At 71.6% G+C, this 15091-nt stretch carries 11 protein-coding genes and 1 riboswitch; of the genes, 5 read left to right on the top strand and 6 right to left on the bottom strand.

The genetic code is table 11. The features are described 5' to 3' along the window. Positions 1-79: 79 nt before the first annotated feature. Positions 80-301, bottom strand: coding sequence for a helix-turn-helix domain-containing protein (locus J8N05_RS17540; RefSeq protein WP_006143370.1), 222 nt, complete (start codon positions 299-301; stop codon positions 80-82). A gap of 365 nt (positions 302-666) precedes the next feature. Then, entirely contained in the window at positions 667-2265 is a 1599-nt protein-coding gene (locus J8N05_RS17535; protein ID WP_210883859.1) for an ABC-F family ATP-binding cassette domain-containing protein, read from the bottom strand. Between the two features lie 262 nt (positions 2266-2527). Between J8N05_RS17535 and ypfJ the strand changes: the two genes are divergently transcribed. Further along, positions 2528-3418 (top strand): KPN_02809 family neutral zinc metallopeptidase, encoded by an 891-nt coding sequence (gene ypfJ, locus J8N05_RS17530; RefSeq protein ID WP_210883858.1) that lies wholly within the window; start codon positions 2528-2530, stop codon positions 3416-3418. 144 nt (positions 3419-3562) lie between these two features. After that, positions 3563-3976 carry a VOC family protein gene (locus J8N05_RS17525; protein WP_210883857.1) on the top strand — a complete coding sequence of 138 codons (414 nt, stop codon included), beginning with the start codon at positions 3563-3565 and terminating at the stop codon, positions 3974-3976. Between the two features lie 96 nt (positions 3977-4072). Here the strand turns inward: J8N05_RS17525 and J8N05_RS17520 are convergent, their stop codons facing one another. From J8N05_RS17520 to J8N05_RS17510, 3 genes are all read right to left on the bottom strand, one after another. After that, the gene (locus J8N05_RS17520; RefSeq protein WP_210883856.1) at positions 4073-5518 is read right to left on the bottom strand and encodes a hypothetical protein; all 1446 of its coding nucleotides are present in this window, start codon (positions 5516-5518) and stop codon (positions 4073-4075) included. A 157-nt stretch (positions 5519-5675) separates the two neighbouring features. Further along, on the bottom strand, positions 5676-6812 hold the full coding sequence (locus tag J8N05_RS17515) for an alpha/beta hydrolase (protein ID WP_210883855.1): 1137 nt from the start codon (positions 6810-6812) through the stop codon (positions 5676-5678). 82 nt (positions 6813-6894) lie between these two features. After that, positions 6895-7602, bottom strand: a complete 708-nt coding sequence (locus J8N05_RS17510; RefSeq protein WP_210883854.1) for a class II aldolase/adducin family protein — start codon at positions 7600-7602, stop codon at positions 6895-6897. A gap of 204 nt (positions 7603-7806) precedes the next feature. Between J8N05_RS17510 and J8N05_RS17505 the strand changes: the two genes are divergently transcribed. The 3 genes from J8N05_RS17505 (at position 7807) to J8N05_RS17495 (ending at position 10217) form a co-directional block, all read left to right on the top strand. After that, positions 7807-8550, top strand: coding sequence for a lysozyme (locus tag J8N05_RS17505; RefSeq protein WP_210883852.1), 744 nt, complete (start codon positions 7807-7809; stop codon positions 8548-8550). Positions 8551-8747: 197 nt separating this feature from the next. Beyond that, entirely contained in the window at positions 8748-9983 is a 1236-nt protein-coding gene (locus J8N05_RS17500; protein WP_210883850.1) for an inorganic phosphate transporter, read from the top strand. A 12-nt stretch (positions 9984-9995) separates the two neighbouring features. Then, positions 9996-10217, top strand: a complete 222-nt coding sequence (locus J8N05_RS17495; protein ID WP_210883848.1) for a hypothetical protein — start codon at positions 9996-9998, stop codon at positions 10215-10217. Positions 10218-10285: 68 nt separating this feature from the next. Here the strand turns inward: J8N05_RS17495 and J8N05_RS17490 are convergent, their stop codons facing one another. Beyond that, entirely contained in the window at positions 10286-14677 is a 4392-nt protein-coding gene (locus J8N05_RS17490) for a serine protease (RefSeq protein ID WP_210883846.1), read from the bottom strand. A 197-nt stretch (positions 14678-14874) separates the two neighbouring features. After that, positions 14875-15016: riboswitch (cobalamin riboswitch) on the top strand. Positions 15017-15091: the final 75 nt, after the last annotated feature.

The raw sequence follows: 15091 nt of genomic DNA, 5'->3' as shown, positions 1-15091 counted from the left end.
AGTGACTGCACAGTAACCACCCGGGCGGTCATGGGACCGACCGGGTGGCCACCATCGGAGAACGAGGAGCCGTCCGGCGTCAGGCCGACGCGGACTTCTTGCCTCGCGTCGCTCCGCCACGCCCACGGAGCGTGACGCCCGACTCACTGAGCATCCGGTGCACGAAGCCATACGAGCGGCCGGTCTCCTCGGCCAGTGCCCGAATGCTCGCACCGGAGTCGTACTTCTTCTTCAGGTCTGCCGCGAGCTTGTCGCGCGCGGCGCCGGTTACCCGGCTGCCCTTCTTCAGAGTCTCGGCCACCCGTGCCTCCTCAGCGGAAGTGCGCTCTGGACTTCTCATGATCACCCCTCATGAGCGTCCTGGCCACCCATTCGGCAAGGTCGATGGGACGAGCTTGCGCCGTGGAAGCCCGTCACCATGAGCGGAATTCCGCATTCCATCGACTTCCCGTCCGGGCCGCCGAATGAATTCACGGACGAAGGTCCAGGTCAGCGACGCGCGACGGCCGGGCCTTCGGGAAGGAAGGGCCCGGCCGGGAAATGCGTGTAGGACACACCTCGGTACGAGGAGATCTCACTCAGATGATGGATCACGGCTCGGCCGAATGATCCATACGAAGTGGATCAGCGAGTGGATCAGTCAAACGATCAAATACCTCGGACCGCTCAGGCGAGGGCCACCAGGTCCGCGTAATCGGCACCCCACAGGTCCTCGACGCCGTCGGGCAGCAGGATGATCCGCTCCGGCTGGAGCGCCTGGACGGCTCCCTCGTCGTGGGTGACGAGGACGACGGCGCCCTTGTAGGTGCGCAGCGCGCCGAGGATCTCCTCGCGGCTGGCCGGGTCGAGGTTGTTCGTCGGCTCGTCGAGGAGCAGGACGTTCGCGGACGACACCACGAGGGTGGCGAGCGCGAGACGGGTCTTCTCGCCGCCGGAGAGGACGGAGGCCGGCTTGTCGACGTCGTCCCCGGAGAACAGGAACGAGCCGAGCGTCTTGCGGACCTGGACGAGGTCGAGGTCGGGGGCCGCGGAGCGCATGTTCTCCAGGACCGTGCGCTGCGGGTCGAGGGTCTCGTGCTCCTGCGCGTAGTAGCCGAGCTTGAGGCCGTGTCCCTCGATGATCTCGCCGGTGTCGGGCTTCTCCGCGCCGCCGAGGAGGCGCAGCAGGGTCGTCTTGCCCGCGCCGTTCAGGCCGAGGATGACGACGCGGGAGCCCTTGTCGATGGCGAGGTTGACGTCGGTGAAGATCTCCAGGGAGCCGTACGACTTGGACAGGCCCTCCGCCATCAGCGGGGTCTTGCCGCAGGGCGACGGGTCGGGGAAGCGCAGCTTGGCGACCTTGTCGGACTTCCGCTCGGCCTCCAGGCCCGCGAGGAGCTTGTCGGCCCGCTTGGCCATGTTCTGCGCGGCGACGGTCTTGGTGGCCTTGGCGCGCATCTTGTCGGCCTGCGAGTGCAGGGCGGTGGCCTTCTTCTCGGCGTTCTGCCGCTCGCGCTTGCGGCGCTTCTCGTCGGCCTCGCGCTGCTGCTGGTAGAGCTTCCAGCCCATGTTGTAGACGTCGATCTGGGCGCGGTTGGCGTCCAGGTAGAAGACCTTGTTGACGACCGTCTCGACCAGGTCGACGTCGTGGGAGATCACGATGAAGCCGCCGCGGTACGTCTTCAGGTAGTCGCGCAGCCAGACGATGGAGTCGGCGTCGAGGTGGTTCGTGGGCTCGTCGAGGAGCAGGGTGTCCGCGTCCGAGAAGAGGATGCGGGCCAGCTCGATACGGCGGCGCTGACCGCCGGAGAGCGTATGGAGGGGCTGGCCGAGCACCCGGTCGGGGAGGTTGAGCGCGGCGGCGATGGTGGCGGCCTCCGCCTCGGCGGCGTACCCGCCCTTGGTGAGGAACTCCGTCTCCTGGCGCTCGTACTGCCGCATGGCCTTCTCGCGGGTGGCGCCCGAGCCGTTCGCGATGCGCTGTTCGTTCTCGCGCATCTTGCGGATCAGGGTGTCCAGGCCGCGCGCGGACAGGACGCGGTCGCCGGCCAGCATGTCGAGGTCGCCGGTGCGCGGGTCCTGCGGGAGGTAGCCGACCTCTCCGGAGCGGGCGACGGTGCCCGCGGCGGGGGTGCCCTCACCTGCGAGGACCTTGGTGAGCGTCGTCTTGCCCGCGCCGTTGCGGCCGACCAGGCCGATGCGGTCGCCCTTGGTGATGCGGAAGGTGGCGGACTCGATGAGCATGCGGGCGCCGGCACGCAGTTCGATACCGGAAGCGGAAATCACGGACAGACTCCTGGGCAGGGTGGTTGACGGGGCGGGCGGCTGAGGGCGTTCACGCCGTCTAATGCACGAGGAGAATGGCCATGGGCCAAGTCTAACGGGGCGATGCAACCACTTTTTCTGTGTGCGGGTGTTCGGGGGTGTGACGCTCGTTGCCCCGTGGCGGGCCGTTCGTCCCCCGTTCGGCCCGCCGCCCGGCGCCGCGCTCCGGGGAGCGGGCGAGGATGGCGCCAGGGGGACGACATCCGCGGAGGGTGGAGCGCCCATGCAGTTCGACGACGACGCCGGCCTGGACACCTCGGAGGTGCAGGATGTGCGCGGCAGTCGGATCCCCGGCGGGAAGGCCACGGTGGGCGGTGGCGTCGCCGGTCTGATCGCCCTCCTGCTGGCTCTCTTCCTCGGTGTCGGGCCCGACCAGCTGGGCCTCTCCTCCGGGGACGAGGAACCCGGGGCGAGCGCCTCGTCCCTGGCCCAGGTGCAGCAGACCTGCCGTACCGGGCGGGACGCGAACGCCAAGGACGACTGCCGCATCGTGGCGGTGGTCAACAGCGTGCAGGACTTCTGGGCCCAGGAGTTCGAGCGCCGCGGCGGTACGTACACACGGTCGCCGACCGTCTTCTTCAGCGACCGGGTCGGTACGGCCTGCGGGTCGGCGACGTCGGCGGTCGGGCCCTTCTACTGCCCGGGTGACCGGAAGGTCTATCTGGACCTGGGCTTCTTCGACGAGCTGCGGACCAAGTTCGGCTCCAGCGGCGGTCCGTTCGCGCAGGCGTACGTGGTGGCGCACGAGTACGGGCACCATGTGCAGGACCTGATGGGGACCCTGGGCCGCTCCCAGGACGGGCGGACCGGCGCGAACAGCAACGCGGTACGGGTCGAGCTGCAGGCCGACTGCTACGCGGGGGTGTGGGCGCATCACGCGACGACCACGAAGGACGAGTCGACGGGCCGGCCGCTGATCACCAGCGTCACGGAGGCCGACATCCGCGACGGGCTGGACGCGGCGGCGGCCGTGGGCGACGACCGGATCCAGGAGCGGTTCCAGGGCCGGGTGACACCGGAGTCCTGGACGCACGGGTCGGCCGCTCAGCGGCAGCAGTGGTTCCGCCAGGGCTACCGCACCGGGGACATGGGCCGCTGCGACACCTTCCGCTGAGCGCTCCGGGGGGAGCGTTCCCGGACGTTCGCCGAGCGTTCGCGGGGCGTTGTCAGTGCCGGGTGCCAGACTGTGGGGCAGGTCACATTCAGGTGCTGTCCCAGCGGTGGGGCAGGACAGCGGGGACCGGAAGGAGTGATCGGCATGGCCGGTACGGACAGCGGACGCCCGAGCATCTACCCGACGCTGCTGTACGCGGACGCGAAGTCCGCGATCAGGCAGCTCTCGGAGGCCTTCGGCTTCACCGAGGCTTCGGTGTACGAGGACGAGGAGGGCAAGGTGGTGCACGCCGAGCTGGTGCAGGGCAACGGCGCGGTGATGCTGGGCTCCAAGGGCACCGGCAGCCGCTTCGACGAGGCCATGAAGAGCGCGGGCCCCACCGGGGTGTACGTCGTCGTGGACGACGTGGACGCTCACCACCAGCGGGCCGTGGACCACGGGGCGGAGATCCTGATGCCCCCGACGGACCAGGACTACGGCTCACGGGACTACATGGCCCGGGACGTCGAGGGCAACATCTGGAGCTTCGGCACGTACGCCCCGGAGACCAGGGTCTGACCCGGCCCCCGGCGCCCTGCGCCCTGCAGGGGCGCGGGGAACTGCGCGCCCGGCCCCCACTCACCCGCAGACAACTAACCGCCCCCAGCGGGGCGCCTAGTGCTCCCCGGTGTGCACCTGGAAGGCCGCACGGCGCACGGCCTTCGCCAGCGCGGGGTCAGGGTGCGCGGCCGCGAGCGCGACCAGCACCTGCACGGTGCGGGGATGCCCGACGGCGCGCACCTCGGCAAGGAGCGCCGGCACCGTCGGCTGCACCGCGGACTCCAGGTGCCGTACGAGGAGCGGGGCCTCGCCGTGGTCGGCGACGGCCGCGGCGGTGTCGACCCACAGCCAGGTGGCCTCCTCGCGGGTGAGCACCAGGTGGGCGTCCTCGGGGTCGTGTCCGTCGTGCTCGGCGAGCCACAGCAGGGCGTACGGACGCAGAGGGGTCTCGTCCGCCACCGCGCGGACGTCCGGCTCGGCGGGGGCGCCGACCACGCGCAGGGCCTCGAAGGCCAGCCCGCGCGACAGGGCGTCCTCACCGCGGGCGGCGGCGAGGAGTTCGGTGACGGCGCTGCCGACGGGACGGGCGGCGAGCCAGGCGCGGTACTCGGCGCGGGCCGCGTTGGGTCTGAGCTGGGCGCAGCCGCGGAGCATGTCCTCGGCGCCCTGCTCGATGTTCCCGGCGGGGCTCTGCGCGGCCACGCAGATCTGCTCCAGCTTGACCCACACGGCCCAGCTGCCGAGCGGGGTGAGCGTGGCCTGGCCGTCGGCGCAGGTGAGGGCGCCGACGGCGGCGAGGGCGTGCAGCGCCCAGTCGAGAAAGGGGGCGAGCGGGATGTCCTCGGCCGGGCTCTCCATGGGCTCGGGCTGCGGGCCGTAGGGGATCTCGCAGCGTTCCGTGCGCAGTTCCGTGACGCGCTGCTCCAGCAGGTCGAGGAGTTGCGGGACGGGGACGGGGCCGGCGGACAGCTGGAGGAAGGAGAGGACCTGGGGCATCGCGGAGACGACCTCGGCGACGGTGGAGGGCTCGTGTCCGTCGGGGCCGGGGTGGGCGATCGACCAGGCGTCGAAGAAGGCGACCCAGCCGCGCAGTACGGCGCTGTCGTCGCGGTTCCAGGCGCGCAGGCGCCAGCCGGGGCGCGCGGTGTCGCCGTGCACCTCGATCAGGCCGGCGAGCCGTGCGATGTCCCAGTCGGCCCGTACTTGATCGGGGGTCAGGGACAGACTGGTGGCGGCTTGTTGCGCGATCGCGTCGGAGAGTGTGCCTTTCCCTCCGGAACCGCCGTTCTGCGCGGAGCCGCTGTCGGAGGCCGTGCCGTCGCGGTCCCGGCGGGGGCCGGGGGCGGGGCCCAGGGTGGCGTCGGCCCAGTGGGCGACCCGGGCCGCGCCGGCGAGCACGGCGCGCGCCATGCGGGCGAGTTCCGCCGGTGCCGGTGTGCCCTCCGGTGGGCGGGGGGCCGGTCGGCGGGCGGGCCTCTGGGTCATCGCTCGGGGGGCGGCGGCCAGGGTTCGCGGGCGGACGAGTCGGAGCCTGGAGTCGCGCGGGATACGGGACGTCACGGGGGCAGTCTTCCGGTTGACGGTCCGAAAACCCAAACGGAATGCCACAGGAGGCCACAGAGGCGGTCCCCGCACCGGTCCCGGCAGGGGGTGCGAGCGGATTTCGGCCACTGGTAGACGGTTAAACGGAAGCTTCACGGCCGGGGCCGGGGGGCGGCTACATCAGGGGGGTGAGGAAGCGGCGGAGGGCCTCTTCGTAACCGGCCGGGTCGGCGTTCCACATGGCGCCGTGCGGGGCGTCGTGGACCGTGTGGAGGGTGACGAGGTCGGGGCGGCGGTCGGCGAGGCGGCGCGAGAGCCCCCAGGGGGCGACGGTGTCGTCGGGGCCGTGCAGGACGAGGGCGGGCACCTTGAGCAGTACGGGGTCGGCGGCGCTCTCGACGCGGCCGCTGCCCAGGCCCGTGCGGCCCTGGGCGGCGCGGACGGCCAGCGGCAGCAGGGCGCCGGGGGTGCGGCGGGCCGTGGCGAGGGCGCGCAGGGTGGCCTCCCAGTCGAGGACCGGCGAGTCCAGGACGAGCCCGGAGATCCGCTCGCGCAGCGCGGAGTGCTCGGCGGCGCGCAGCGCCATGGTGGCGCCGGTCGACCAGCCGTGCAGGACGACCCGTTCGGCGCCGTAGCGCACGGCGAAGCGGATGGCGGCGTCGAGGTCGCGCCACTCGGTCTCGCCGAGGTGGTTCAGGCCGTCCGGGGGCCGCGGTGCGCCGGCGTCCCCGCGGTAGGCGAGGCCGAGGACGGGAAACTGCTGGCGGTGCAGGAAATCCATGACGTTCATGGGGTGTTCGCGGGTGGCGCCGAGGCCGTGCACGGTGATCACCCAGGTGTCACGGGCGGCGGGCACGAACCAGGCGGGCAGGGTGCCCAGCTCGCCGGGGACGTCCACGTCGGTGAAGGGCAGGCCGAGGGCGGTGCCCGGGTCGCCGACGTGCACGCCGGGGGTGAACCGCACCTTGTCGCCGGGTTCCAGCGTGCCGTGGGTGACGCGCTCCAGACGGCGTACCACCGTGTCGGCGGTGTGCGCGGCCCCGGTCAGGAGCGGGCCGACGACGGCGTGGCTGTCGTGGCCGGTCAGGCCGTACACGCCCGGGCGCCGGGAGGCCAGCGCGCGGGTCAGGGCGATCTGGCCCGCGGCCGTGGCGTGCACGGTCAGCCGGGGTTCGGTGGGCAGTGGGCGGCCCGGCGCCGCCTTCAGGGCGGCGTCGCTGGCGAAGCGGCCGGCGGCGATACCGGCCGCGCCGGCCACGGCCACGGTGAGGGCGGTGGTCAGGGCTGCCGTCGTCGGCTTCACGGTGCGCACGGGTCCAGTCTCCTGATCGAGCCCGTTGTCGGCCAGTGGACGGGCGACACGGGTGAGTCCCGTATCGGCGGGGCGGGGCACGTCAGGGCTGGCCGTACCCCTTCAGACGCTCGCCCGCCCGGGCCACCTGGTCCTCGGTCAGCAGGGTGGGGGTGAGGCCCGGGACGGAGGACGCGGTGAGCCAGACGCGGCACATCCATTCGAGCTGGGCGGTGCGGTCGTAGGCCTGGTCGAGGGTGGCGCCGTGGGCGAGGGTGCCGTGGTTCTGCAGGAGGCAGGCGGTGCGGTCCCGCAGGGCCCCGAGCATGTTCTCGGCCAACTTCTCCGTGCCGTAGGTGGCGTACGGCGCGACGCGGACGGGCCCGCCGAGGGCGGCGGACATGTAGTGGACGAGCGGCAGCTCGGTGACGAGGGTGGAGACGGCCGTGGCGTGCACGGCGTGGGTGTGGACGACGGCACGCGCGTGGGTGGAGCGGTAGACGGCGAGATGCATGGGCAGTTCGCTGGTCGGAACGAGTGAACCGAGCACGCGCCGGCCGTCCAGCGTCACCCCGCAGACGTCCTCGGGCGTCAGCCGGTCGTACGGCACCCCGGTCGGCGTGACCAGGACGGTGTCGCCCACGCGCACGGACACGTTGCCCGAGGTGCCGACGACCAGGCCGTCGGACACCGTTCGGCGGGCCGTGGCCACGAGGTCGCCCCACGCCCGCTCCAGCGCCTCCCCGGGCCGGGACGCGCCCGTCTCCCCCGCGTCTCGTCCGTCTCCCTGGTCCCGCCGCCGCTCAGCCATGCCGTGATCCTGCCAGCCGCCGCCCCCGCTCGGCCTGTGCTCCGTTCGGGCGAGGGCACTGTAGGGCGGAACCCGAACGTCCGAAAGGTAATAACAGGTATTAATCGACCGCCGGAGCGAATGACCGGCGCGCGACGGACCGTGAGGGATCTTCCAGTACTCTCTGGGAGATTTTTCACGTATGTCGCCATTCCGGGGGGAAACATGGCCACTGATCGCACACCGTCCCGTCAGCGCGCCCGTCTCGTCGCCGCCTCCATGGCGACGCTGGCGCTCGGCGGTACCGCACTCGTCGAGGTGCCGGCTTCGGCCGCCGGCAAGCCCAAGGGGCACGACGTGTCCTCGCACCAGAAGAACGTGAACTGGTCGAGCGCGAAGAGCAAAGGCGCACGCTTCGTCTACGTGAAGGCCACCGAGTCGCACACGTACCGCAACCCGTACTTCGCCCAGCAGTACGACGGCTCACGCAACGCGGGCATCGTCCGCGGCGCGTACCACTTCGCACTGCCGAACAAGTCGTCGGGCACCAGGCAGGCCGCCTACTTCGTGCGCAACGGCGGCGCCTGGCGGGCGGACGGCTGGACGCTGCCGCCCGCGCTGGACATCGAGTACAACCCGTACGACAAGAAGAAGAAGTGCTACGGGCTGAGCAAGAGCGGGATGGTCGGCTGGATCAGGGCCTTCAGCAACGAGGTGAAGCGCCAGACCGGCCGCCGGCCCGTCATCTACACCAACTACACCTGGTGGAAGACGTGCACGGGCAACAGCGCCGCCTTCGCCTCGAACCATCCGCTGTGGCTGGCCCGCTACAGCGCGAGCGCGGGGTCGCTGCCCTCGGGCTGGAACTTCTGGACGTTCTGGCAGTACGACAACAAGGGCGGCCTGCCGGGTGACCAGAATCTCTTCAACGGTTCGCTGTCCCAGCTGAAGACCTTCGCGAGGGGGTGAGCCGGGCGGCGGAGCCCGAGATTCCGCTTCTGTTCGAGGACTTTCCAGAACTTTCGAGAGGTGTCGCCGCCACTTCGACACAAACGGAATGGCGGCACCTCGATTGGGTCACCCCACCGCCCGACTCAGTTCATCTTCCGTTCACCCAGGTTGCTTACGTTCCCCGTGCCACTGTCGTCCAACAGAAGCCTGGGTAAATGGAACACATCACGCTCCTCCTCGGAATCGTGATCGTCACCGCTCTCGTGTTCGATTTCACGAACGGTTTCCACGACACTGCCAACGCGATGGCGACGACCATCTCGACCGGCGCCCTCAAGCCCAAGACGGCGGTGGCCATGTCCGCCGTGCTGAACCTCGTCGGTGCGTTCCTCTCCGTGGAGGTCGCCAAGACGATCTCCGGCGGCCTCATCAACGAAGAGGGCATCCGCACCGAAGTGATCTTCGCGGCGCTCGTCGGCGCCATCCTGTGGAATCTGCTGACCTGGCTCCTGGGTCTGCCCTCCAGTTCGTCCCACGCGCTCTTCGGCGGCCTGATCGGCGCCGCGGTGATGTCGGCGGGCTGGTCGTCGGTGAACGGCTCGACCGTGATCACCAAGGTCCTCCTCCCCGCGGTGGCCGCGCCCGTGGTGGCCGGACTCGCCGCGATGCTCGCCACCCGCCTGACCTACCGGATCAGCAGGCAGGCCGGCGAGAAGGCGACCTCCAAGGGCTACCGCGCGGGTCAGATCACCTCCGCGGGCCTGGTCTCGCTGGCCCACGGCACGAACGACGCGCAGAAGACCATGGGCATCATCACCCTGGCCCTGGTCACCGGCGGTGTGCTCGCGCCCGGCTCGAACCCTCCCCTGTGGGTCATCGTCTCGGCCGGTATCGCCATCGCGCTCGGCACCTACCTGGGCGGCTGGCGCATCATCCGCACCATGGGCAAGGGCCTCACCGACCTCGCGCCGCCGCAGGGCTTCGCCGCCCAGACCAGCGCCGCGACGGTCATCCTGGCCTCCTCGCACCTCGGCTTCTCCCTCTCGACCACGCAGTCCTGCTCCGGCGCCGTGATGGGTTCGGGTCTGGGCCGCAAGGGCGGTGTCGTCCGGTGGTCGACCGCGACCCGCATGTTCGTCGCCTGGGGCCTGACGCTCCCCGCCGCCGGTCTGGTCGGCGCGGGCGCCGAGTTCCTGACCAAGCAGGGCACCTGGGGCATCATCCTCACCGGCGCGCTGCTGATCGCCGGCTCGGCGGTCATCTGGACGCTGTCCCGCCGCCAGCCCGTCACCGTCGACAACGTCAACGACGACCACGAGCCCGCGGGCGTCGTGACCACCGCGATCGCCGCGGTCACCCCGCCTCCCGCCGGTCCGGTCGCCCCGGCCGACGACCTCAAGACCACCATCCCGGGCCCGGACGCCGAGCCCGCCCGTCCGGCCACGGTGTAAGGAACGAACCGCATGAAGATCGACTGGGCAGCCCTCGGCTCCGTGTTCGGAGTCAGCCTCATCGCCACCGTCGCCCTCGTGGGCCTCTTCACCCTCGGCATCGTCGGCCTCACCAAGCGCGAGACGGCCGCGGCGCAGGGGGGCTCCGCGACCCTCGCAGTCACCGGCGCGTACGCGTGCTTCGCCGCTTGTGCGGCGGCGGTGGCGTACGGGATCTATCTGATCGTCGCCTGACGCCCCGTACGGCCGTCGGGCCGTACGCCCGCGGTGTCACCGTCCGCCTCCGCCCTGTCGGGGCCGCGTCAGCCGCGGTTTCGGCAGGGCGGTCGCATGTCCGCGCCCGGGGGGACGTCGAAGGAGTCCGGGAGGGACTTGCGGATGTCCGGGGGGTTCGGGCCGAGGAGCTGGCAGAGGCGGGATGTGGAGTTGTCCTTGAGGCGGCGGAGGTCGTAGGAGAGGAGGCCCATCTCGGTCGCTCCGGACAGCAGGCGGCCGGTGAAGAGCCAGGCACCGACCTGGTAGGAGACAGGCAGGGAGGCCACCTTCGAGGCGCTGCCGTCGTCCCACACCTCTTCGGGGTTGTCTCCGGCCGGGGACAGCACCAGCAGACCGCTCTCGTCGTACGGCCCGACCAGCGTGGAGCCCGCGGAGAGAAGAGCGGGCTTCCCGTGGCCGGGCCTCCAGACGAACACGCCGTCCCGCGTGGTCACCGCCAAGGCGGCTCCGTCTGAGCGGACCACAGCATGGGTCGGTGCGTAGTCCGGGTCGTCGACGAGGAGCGGGCCGATTCGCGCGGAGGTCTCCGTCTTCTCGGCATGCCCCTGCCGCACCCGCCACAGCTCCGCACTGCCGTCGGCACGGAGCACGAACAGCTCCCGAGGATGGCCCGGCCTCCCGAGGGCCGCGACGCACGCGTGCCGGTTCATCGCCGACTTCCACGCGCAGTCCAGCTCCCGCAGGAGGCTGCGCTCGCCGCTCGTCCCGTCGAGCAGGGACACTCCGCTCCGGTCGAGCAGCAGGAAGTCGTCTCGACCGTGGCGCGTCACGGCCGTGACACCGAGCGAACGGTCGGCGACGACCGTGCCGTTCCGTGTCGGCGACTTCTGCTTCTCCGTCACCACGAGGTCGTCGGTACTCCGTAACTCCCATCCGTCCTCGTACCAGTCGACCAGCCTGTCTCCGTCCGCGCTGACCGTGATGTCGTCCGCGGTGAGCTCCGCGGACAACGGCTTGCGGCGCAGTCCGTCGGCATCGCTGATGGCGATGTAAGGGGGACCCATCGAAGTACCGTCGGAGTCGACGGGCGCCGTCAGGAGCGCGACGATCGCCCGGTTGTCGGGTGCGTAGTCCATGGCGTCGGTGGAATCCGCGCTCCCGAGGGGATACCGCGTGGCATGCGTGCGGAACTCCAGCAGATCCTGGCCGAGCGCGAAGTAAAGGGCAGGCGCCGCCGATCCCCTGCGCACCACGGCGGAGGAATCAATCGCAGGAGCAGGCAGCAGAGCCGAGTAGCGCCGCCCGGTCACCAGGTCGTGGATCACGCTGAGCTGCACATCGGGTTTCCCCGCACGCATGGAGTCGTGCACCCCTTCCTGGGTCAGGAACTGGCCAGTGGCGTCCGTGGTGAAGGCCTCAGCCCTGAGCAACCGAACCTTGCCCGGGGTCTCCCGTGGTGTGGTAAGTCGCGACCGCCACACCCGGTCGGCTTTCCGTTGGGTGGCCAGCGTCCTGCCCCCGCCGACGAGCGTCCCGTCCTCCAGACCCGATTGTTCCGTCGCGACACGGCCGGTCGACACGTCGCCGGTCCGCACGGCGTAGAGCGCCTCCGCCCCGTCCTCCGTCTCCCTGCCGGCGACCAGCGTCAGCCGATCGGCCCGGTCCGACCGCAGGGCCGTGTCGTACACGCACTCCCCCGGCTTCAGCATGCCGTCGGGCGGCGCCTGTCCCGGTCCCCCGACCTCCTTGGTGTCGACTTCGACCAGACGTATCCAGGTGTCCAGCCCATCACAGGTTTCCGTGGGCCCGCCGACGAAGTGCAGCAGCCGGCGTCCATCTGCCGAGAAGTCCAGCGTCGCCGTCCGGGCCGCGGTTCTGTCCGGGCTCCATGTCCACGCCAGCGGCTCCTCGGCAACGGCCCGCTCCCCCTCCCCCACCTCCCAGATCCGCACCGCCCCGTCCGGCCCCCCGGCCGCCACCTTCGTCCCGTCGTCGCTGACGGTCACCGCGTCCGCCAGGGGCGGCGCTCCGGGCAGCGGGGTGGAGCGGATGTCATGGCCGCCCAGGCCCGACACCACGTACACCCGGATGCCCCGCGGCCCGTTGTGCAGGACGGCCATGCGGTGGCCGTCGGCCGAGGTGGCGGTCGACCGGACGTCCCCCGCCGGGAAGAGCCGGTGCACGGACTCCAGTGCGGACAGCGGCAGTTCATGGCGCATCAGCGCGGCCCTGGTCTGCGCCGTGTCGCTCGTGCGGGCCGCCGCGAGGGCCAGCAGGGCCGCGTCGACCGGGCTGTCGGAGAGGGCGTCGGCCTGCTCGACGAGTTTCTGCGCGGCGCTGTCGCGCCTGTCCCGTTCCTGGTCCCGGTTCAGGTCCCAGGCCACGTAGCTCAGACCCGCCGCGAGCAGCGCCAGGCAGGCCACGAGGGCGACGCCCGTGCGGCCCCGGCGCACCGATCGGCGCCTGTCGAGCCGGCTCAGGCGGATGAACTCGACCTCTTCCGAGGAGAGTTCACCTGGGCGCAGCGCGGCCATCGGCCTCGCGGCGGACAACTCCCGGCCGCGCAGCAGCAGTTCGCTCTGGCGGCCGGCCGCGTCCCACTCCCGCAGCCGTGCGCCGAGTCTGTCGTGCCAGAGCAGGAAGGCCCGTGACTCGTCGAGCCAGGAGCGCAGGGTCGGCCACTGGCGGACCAGGGACTCGTGGGCGAGCGCCACCGTCTCCCGGCCCGAGCTGTCGCGGCCGATGACGAGTAGCCGGGTCCTGGCCAACGCCTGTGCGGCGGCGCGCAGTTCGGCGGGCAGTTGCTCGAACCCGCAGGCCACCCTGGTGAACTCCCTGCCCTTGGCCGGTCGGGCGAGGCGTTCGAAGAGCCGGCGGGCGGTCGCCTCGTCGGGCCCTTCGGGCTCTTTGCAGACCTGCGCCAGCTGGTGGTCGGCGTAGCGGGAGAGGGCCCCTTCCACTCCGCCGATCTCGCGGTACGCGGCGTGCGTGAGCCGCCCGTGCTCCTGCCGCTCCCAGAGTTCGGCCAGGGCGAACTCGACGAGTGGCAGAGCGCCCGGTTCGCTTCCCGCGTCGGCGACGACGAGTTCGGCGAGGCCCGGCTCGAACTCCACGCCGGGGATGCCGTCGACCGGTCTGCGGACGATCTCGTCCAGTTGGCCGGGGGTCAGCGGGCCCACCATCTGGACCGTGCCGCTCAGTTCCTGGGCCCGTCCTCCGGCGACGAGTTCCTCCATCGACGCGGAGCGCAGGGTGGCCAGCACGCGGAGGCTGCCGCCGCCCGGCCGGGTCGCCCGGGTCATCGGCAGCAGGGTGTCCAGGAGCGCCCGGGCCTCGTCGGGGCGCGTGCCCACGGTCTCCTCGAACTGGTCGAGGACGATGACATGCCCGGCCGTGCCCGCCTGTTCCAGAATGCGGGCGCCCTCCAGGACGGCTCTCTCCAGGACGGTTCTCTCCGTCGCACGGTCCTCGGGCACTTCCCACGCCGGGCCGTGACGGGACCCGGGCGCGGCGGGGAACTGCCGGTTCAGCGCCGCCGCGAGCGCCGTCACCGGGTACGTGTCCGGCTGCCCCACGAAGTCGGTGACCGTGTAGCCCGAGGCGCGCAGCAGAGGCAGCACACCGGCGCGTACCAGCGACGACTTGCCCACGCCCGAGGCCCCCACGACCGGTACGAAAGGGGTGGTGCGGACCGCCGCCGCGATGCGCTCGCTGTCGGCGTGCCGGGCGAAGAAGACCGGGGCGTCCTGCTCCCGGAACGGTTCGAGTCCTCGGAACGGGCTGGCCCTCAGCGAGGGGTCGAGGCCCAGCAGCAGCGCGGCGGGGATGAGGTACGCGGTCGTCGCGCCGGAGCCCCGGTCCGCGGCGACGGTCATGCCGACCACACCGCCCTGCTCGGTGTCCCACACCGGCGCCCCGCTGAACCCCTGCCCGATGGCGGGCCCGTGGAACGCCTCCCGGGCCTCCATGGACGTCCAGCCCCTGCCGACCGGCGCCCGGAGCCGCCCCTGCACCCAGACCCCGTGGTCGCCGGTGCGCCGCGGGAAGCCCAGGACGCGGAACGGGTGGTCCCACACGGCGGCGCCGCCCGCGAAACGGACCGGCGCGGTTCCGGGGACGGGCACCCCGCACCCCCCGCCGTCCCCGCCGTCCCTGCCATCCCTGCCGTCCCCGCCATGTCCTCCTTCCAGGGTCAGCAGCGCGATGTCACCGCCGCCGTCCTCGCCGACCGGCCGCCAGTGGACGACCCTCGCCCGCAGCGGCGGGGAGGCGGCCGGGGACAGCAGCGGGAAGTCGACCGTCACCGACGGTTCCGGAGGCAGCGGATCTGTCTCCTCCGTACCGAGGGTGCGGGCCACGACGTGCGCGCAGGTGCACAGCGTTCCCTCCGCGATCAGGAACCCGCTGCCGGTGACCTCACCGTCCTCGGTGCGGAACCGTGCGATACCCCGGGTCAGTCCGTCGTCGACATGCGCCACTGCTCGGCCCCTCCCCGTGCGCCGCGCGACTCAGGCTCATGTCTCGCATGTCACGGACAGTGATCGCAAGGGTGGGGGCGAGAGTCCCTTCCCCACGCGCGATTCCACGTCCGCGGCGACCGGTCCGCGGGGAGGGCCCGTCGGTGGATGTGGGTCTCAGCACACTCTCCCGTCGCAGGTCAACAGCAAGTTGACGGGTGTTCTCGGACCGTGGTGGACTGCCGAGGCCATGTACGTCGGCAGAAGAGGAAGCCGGTGCGAATCCGGCGCGGTCCCGCCACTGTTACCGGGGAATCGATCCCCCCGGGAGCCAGGAACTCTCGCCGTCGGTCTCGTCGAACCAGGGCGTGGACACCCTGAGTGAGGACATATCGCCATGCGCGCCCACCTGTTGTGGACCAGTGTGCCCGGGCC

This window comes from Streptomyces liliiviolaceus (assembly GCF_018070025.1).
Taxonomy (GTDB): domain Bacteria; phylum Actinomycetota; class Actinomycetes; order Streptomycetales; family Streptomycetaceae; genus Streptomyces; species Streptomyces liliiviolaceus.
The sequence above is the reverse complement of the archived record's forward strand: the minus strand, read 5'-3'. Positions and strand labels throughout refer to the sequence as shown.

Bases quoted from the DNA above. Each gene is read 5' to 3' on its own strand.
- ypfJ (WP_210883858.1), top strand. From the start codon at position 2,528: ATGCAGTTCGACGACGACGCCGGCCTGGACACCTCGGAGGTGCAGGAT.
- J8N05_RS17525 (WP_210883857.1), top strand. From the start codon at position 3,563: ATGGCCGGTACGGACAGCGGACGCCCGAGCATCTACCCGACGCTGCTG.
- J8N05_RS17510 (WP_210883854.1), bottom strand. From the start codon at position 7,602: ATGGCTGAGCGGCGGCGGGACCAGGGAGACGGACGAGACGCGGGGGAG.
- J8N05_RS17505 (WP_210883852.1), top strand. From the start codon at position 7,807: ATGGCCACTGATCGCACACCGTCCCGTCAGCGCGCCCGTCTCGTCGCC.
- J8N05_RS17500 (WP_210883850.1), top strand. From the start codon at position 8,748: ATGGAACACATCACGCTCCTCCTCGGAATCGTGATCGTCACCGCTCTC.
- J8N05_RS17495 (WP_210883848.1), top strand. From the start codon at position 9,996: ATGAAGATCGACTGGGCAGCCCTCGGCTCCGTGTTCGGAGTCAGCCTC.